Raw genomic sequence first — 5,866 nt, 5'->3', positions numbered from 1 at the left:
ATAATTCAAGGCTTCGCTGATCGCAGCGAGTCAGGCAGAAAACGAATGAGTTTTTGCCGGGTTCATTAAAAATATACAGCCGATAAGCGTGGGCGTTTGGTGGGTTAATTGCCAAGTCTTTTAGACTATCAAACGCTCATGGAGATAGAAGTGAAGTTCACTTCAATTCCGTTTTTATGAGTGAACTCGAAAGAGTATAAATTTTAAACAAGATCGAACTGTAGAGTTTGATCCTGGCTCAGATTGAACGCTGGCGGAATGCTTTACACATGCAAGTCGAGCGGCAGCGCGGGGTAACCTGGCGGCGAGCGGCGAACGGGTGAGTAATACATCGGAACGTGCCCAGATGTGGGGGATAACTACTTGAAAGAGTAGCTAATACCGCATGTGATCTGAGGATGAAAGCGGGGGACCTTCGGGCCTCGCGCATCTGGAGCGGCCGATGGCAGATTAGGTAGTTGGTGAGGTAAAGGCTCACCAAGCCAGTGATCTGTAGCTGGTCTGAGAGGACGACCAGCCACACTGGGACTGAGACACGGCCCAGACTCCTACGGGAGGCAGCAGTGGGGAATTTTGGACAATGGGCGAAAGCCTGATCCAGCCATTCCGCGTGCAGGATGAAGGCCCTCGGGTTGTAAACTGCTTTTGTACGGAACGAAAAGGCTTTTTCTAATACAGAGAGCTCATGACGGTACCGTAAGAATAAGCACCGGCTAACTACGTGCCAGCAGCCGCGGTAATACGTAGGGTGCAAGCGTTAATCGGAATTACTGGGCGTAAAGCGTGCGCAGGCGGTGATGTAAGACAGTTGTGAAATCCCCGGGCTCAACCTGGGAACTGCATCTGTGACTGCATCGCTGGAGTGCGGCAGAGGGGGGTGGAATTCCGCGTGTAGCAGTGAAATGCGTAGATATGCGGAGGAACACCGATGGCGAAGGCAACCCCCTGGGCCTGCACTGACGCTCATGCACGAAAGCGTGGGGAGCAAACAGGATTAGATACCCTGGTAGTCCACGCCCTAAACGATGTCAACTGGTTGTTGGGAATTTACTTTCTCAGTAACGAAGCTAACGCGTGAAGTTGACCGCCTGGGGAGTACGGCCGCAAGGTTAAAACTCAAAGGAATTGACGGGGACCCGCACAAGCGGTGGATGATGTGGTTTAATTCGATGCAACGCGAAAAACCTTACCCACCTTTGACATGTACGGAATCCTTTAGAGATAGAGGAGTGCTCGAAAGAGAACCGTAACACAGGTGCTGCATGGCTGTCGTCAGCTCGTGTCGTGAGATGTTGGGTTAAGTCCCGCAACGAGCGCAACCCTTACCATTAGTTGCTACATTTAGTTGAGCACTCTAATGGGACTGCCGGTGACAAACCGGAGGAAGGTGGGGATGACGTCAAGTCCTCATGGCCCTTATAGGTGGGGCTACACACGTCATACAATGGCTGGTACAGAGGGTTGCCAACCCGCGAGGGGGAGCTAATCCCATAAAGCCAGTCGTAGTCCGGATCGCAGTCTGCAACTCGACTGCGTGAAGTCGGAATCGCTAGTAATCGCGGATCAGAATGTCGCGGTGAATACGTTCCCGGGTCTTGTACACACCGCCCGTCACACCATGGGAGCGGGTTCTGCCAGAAGTAGTTAGCTTAACCGCAAGGGGGGCGATTACCACGGCAGGGTTCGTGACTGGGGTGAAGTCGTAACAAGGTAGCCGTATCGGAAGGTGCGGCTGGATCACCTCCTTTCTGGAAGAAAAGCAATTTAAGCTAAACGCCCACACTTATCGGTTGTTGGAAGGGATGTCGCCAGCGACGCAATGCTTTGGCACGAAAGTGTTTAAGGTGTTGTGAAAGCCTTTAGCGATCGGCCGGGTCTGTAGCTCAGTTGGTTAGAGCACCGTCTTGATAAGGCGGGGGTCGTTGGTTCGAGACCAACCAGACCCACCACAAGCCATCCAAGACAAACCTGGGGGATTAGCTCAGCTGGGAGAGCACCTGCTTTGCAAGCAGGGGGTCGTCGGTTCGATCCCGTCATCCTCCACCAATTATTTGGTAGATAGTTAATAAGAAAAACAAGATCGAAGTTAAGAAGCGTAGGTAAGAGAAAAGAGACGAAAGAAAAAGAATAATAAGAAGAGATAGTCAGGGAGATGAAAAATCGGAAAAAGACGTTTTAATAAAGCGTGGAATATCAAAGCATCTAGCGTGATCTAGGTGTTTTGATATTGACGCTCTCGTCAATAATGGGTTGCAAGACCCACGGCTGTTCTTTAACAATTCATAGAGTCGAATCAGCGCTGCTAGCGGAAAGAGCTTCATGGCTCACCGTGCCGCTAGCAGCATGAATTTTTGATTGCGTCAAAACGAATGTATCAGCTAGTCTGAAAAATTCGAGTATTTCAAATTTAATTTTGATTACGGCATAACGCGTCAGGTGAAAGACCTGGCAGGTCTCATTGACTGGATTTTGAGTTTCGATAAGAAACGTCAAAGTTATAGGGTCAAGTGACTAAGAGCATGTGGTGGATGCCTTGGCAATGATAGGCGACGAAGGACGTGATAGCCTGCGATAAGCTTCGGGGAGCTGGCAAATTAGCTTTGATCCGGAGATTTCCGAATGGGGAAACCCACCTGCAAAGGTATCGTTATCTGAATACATAGGATAACGAGGCGAACCGGGTGAACTGAAACATCTCAGTAGCTCGAGGAAAAGACATCAACCGAGATTCCGAAAGTAGTGGCGAGCGAAATCGGAGAAGCCTTCTAGTGATAGCACGACTGTTAGCAAAACGGAATGGAAAGTCCGGCCATAGCGGGTGATAGCCCTGTATGCGAAAACAGACGTGTGGTACTAAGCTAGAGAAAAGTAGGGCGGGACACGAGAAATCCTGTCTGAATATGGGGGGACCATCCTCCAAGGCTAAATACTCATCATTGACCGATAGTGAACTAGTACCGTGAGGGAAAGGCGAAAAGAACCCCGGGAGGGGAGTGAAATAGATCCTGAAACCGCATGCTTACAAAAAGTAGGAGCCCTTAGGGGTGACTGCGTACCTTTTGTATAATGGGTCAGCGACTTACATTCAGTGGCAAGGTTAACCGAATAGGGAAGCCGAAGAGAAATCGAGTCCGAATAGGGCGAATTTAGTCGCTGGGTGTAGACCCGAAACCAAGTGATCTATCCATGGCCAGGATGAAGGTGCCGTAACAGGTACTGGAGGTCCGAACCGACTAGTGTTGCAAAACTAGCGGATGAGCTGTGGATAGGGGTGAAAGGCTAAACAAACTTGGAAATAGCTGGTTCTCTCCGAAAACTATTTAGGTAGTGCCTCAAGTATTACCGTCGGGGGTAGAGCACTGTTTTGGCTAGGGGGTCATGGCGACTTACCAAACCAAGGCAAACTCCGAATACCGACGAGTACAGCTTGGGAGACAGAGCACCGGGTGCTAACGTCCGGACTCAAGAGGGAAACAACCCAGACCGCCAGCTAAGGTCCCTAAAATTGGCTAAGTGGGAAACGAAGTGAGAAGGCTAAAACAGTCAGGATGTTGGCTTAGAAGCAGCCACCATTTAAAGAAAGCGTAATAGCTCACTGATCGAGTCGTCTTGCGCGGAAGATGTAACGGGGCTAAGCCAGTTACCGAAGCTGCGGATGCACAGTTTACTGTGCGTGGTAGGAGAGCGTTCTGTAAGCCTGTGAAGGTGGCTTGTAAAGGCTGCTGGAGGTATCAGAAGTGCGAATGCTGACATGAGTAGCGTTAAAGCGGGTGAAAAGCCCGCTCGCCGTAAGCGCAAGGTTTTCTACGCAACGTTCATCGGCGTAGAGTGAGTCGGCCCCTAAGGCGAGGCAGAGATGCGTAGCTGATGGGAAACAGGTCAATATTCCTGTACCGATGTATAGTGCGATGTGGGGACGGATTCTAATAGGTCATCCAGTTATTGGATTCTGGTTTAGGCAGATGTAGGCGACAGGTAGGCAAATCCGCCTGTCATATACCGAGGCTGCCGATCGAGTGGACTTGTCCATGAAGTGACTGAACGGGGTTCCAGGAAAAGCCACTAAGCTTCAGCTATACACGACCGTACCGCAAACCGACACTGGTGCGCGAGATGAGTATTCTAAGGCGCTTGAGAGAACTCAGGAGAAGGAACTCGGCAAATTGACACCGTAACTTCGGAAGAAGGTGTGCCCTTTTAGTGTGATGTGAACAACTGAGCATGAACGGGTTGCAAAAAATTGGTGGCTGCGACTGTTTATTAAAAACACAGCACTCTGCAAACACGAAAGTGGACGTATAGGGTGTGACGCCTGCCCGGTGCTGGAAGATTAATTGATGGGGTGCAAGCTCTTGATCGAAGTCCCAGTAAACGGCGGCCGTAACTATAACGGTCCTAAGGTAGCGAAATTCCTTGTCGGGTAAGTTCCGACCTGCACGAATGGCGTAACGATGGCCACACTGTCTCCTCCTGAGACTCAGCGAAGTTGAAATGTTTGTGATGATGCAATCTCCCCGCGGAAAGACGGAAAGACCCCATGAACCTTTACTGTAGCTTTGTATTGGACTTTGAACAGATCTGTGTAGGATAGGTGGGAGGCTTTGAAGTGTGGTCGCTAGATCGCATGGAGCCAACGTTGAAATACCACCCTGGTGTGTTTGAGGTTCTAACCTAGGTCCATTATCTGGATCGGGGACAGTGCATGGTAGGCAGTTTGACTGGGGCGGTCTCCTCCCAAAGCGTAACGGAGGAGTTCGAAGGTACGCTAGTTACGGTCGGACATCGTGACGATAGTGCAATGGCATAAGCGTGCTTAACTGCGAGACTGACAAGTCGAGCAGATGCGAAAGCAGGACATAGTGATCCGGTGGTTCTGTATGGAAGGGCCATCGCTCAACGGATAAAAGGTACTCTGGGGATAACAGGCTGATACCGCCCAAGAGTTCATATCGACGGCGGTGTTTGGCACCTCGATGTCGGCTCATCTCATCCTGGGGCTGTAGCCGGTCCCAAGGGTATGGCTGTTCGCCATTTAAAGAGGTACGTGAGCTGGGTTTAAAACGTCGTGAGACAGTTTGGTCCCTATCTTCCGTGGGCGCTGCAGATTTGAGAAAGCCTGCTCCTAGTACGAGAGGACCGGAGTGGACACACCGCTGGTGTACCTGTTGTCACGCCCGTGGCATCGCAGGGTAGCTATGTGTGGAAGAGATAACCGCTGAAAGCATCTAAGCGGGAAACTCGTTTCAAGATAAGATCTGCCGGGGCCTTGAGCCCCCTAAAGAGTCGTTCAAGACCAGGACGTTGATAGGCTGGGTGTGGAAGCGCAGTAATGCGTTAAGCTAACCAGTACTAATTGCTCGTGCGGCTTGACCCTATAACTTTGATCAATTCAGATCAGAGACCTTTAGTTATGCCAAGTGCGCAATCAAATAATCAAAGCTGATTCCAAACTCTATGAATTCGTTGTATTGACTTAAACACCAATACAACAACAAGTTATGCCTGATGACCATAGCAAGGTGGTACCACTCCTTCCCATCCCGAACAGGACAGTGAAACGCCTTAGCGCCGATGATAGTGCGGATTCCCGTGTGAAAGTAGGACATCGTCAGGCTTTTAACAGCAGCAACACCCCCAGATTAGAAATAGTCTGGGGGTTTTGTCTTTGGGCAATCGTCTTAATACAGCGCATATTCAGAATGAGCTCCGGCATACGCTCCAATGCTGAGCGCGACCGGCATCTAATCTGTTACTGAAGGGTGATACGCGCCTTCGGACGGTCGAAAGCCCACAGGCCCGGAAAAAATAAAAGCGTGTAGCCAAGCACCCGACTTACTCCCTCTCCCGCAGGCGGGAGAGAGCGGGG

At 50.5% G+C, this 5,866-nt stretch carries 2 tRNA genes and 3 rRNA genes; all 5 read left to right on the top strand.

What is annotated here, in order from left to right:
* Positions 1-215: 215 nt before the first annotated feature.
* The 5 genes from ABIE13_RS27420 (at position 216) to rrf (ending at position 5,614) form a co-directional block, all read left to right on the top strand.
* Positions 216-1,748, top strand: a 16S ribosomal RNA gene (locus ABIE13_RS27420).
* 124 nt (positions 1,749-1,872) lie between these two features.
* Positions 1,873-1,949, top strand: a tRNA-Ile gene (locus ABIE13_RS27415).
* A 21-nt stretch (positions 1,950-1,970) separates the two neighbouring features.
* A tRNA-Ala gene (locus ABIE13_RS27410) sits at positions 1,971-2,046 on the top strand.
* Positions 2,047-2,501: 455 nt separating this feature from the next.
* Positions 2,502-5,374 (top strand): 23S ribosomal RNA (locus ABIE13_RS27405).
* Between the two features lie 127 nt (positions 5,375-5,501).
* Positions 5,502-5,614 (top strand): 5S ribosomal RNA (gene rrf / locus ABIE13_RS27400).
* Together the 16S, 23S and 5S rRNA genes with 2 tRNA genes alongside form the textbook arrangement of a ribosomal RNA operon.
* Positions 5,615-5,866: the final 252 nt, after the last annotated feature.

Source organism: Ottowia thiooxydans (assembly GCF_040548795.1).
Taxonomy (GTDB): Bacteria; Pseudomonadota; Gammaproteobacteria; order Burkholderiales; family Burkholderiaceae_C; genus Ottowia; species Ottowia thiooxydans_A.
This window is presented reverse-complemented; position numbering and strand designations above follow the sequence as displayed.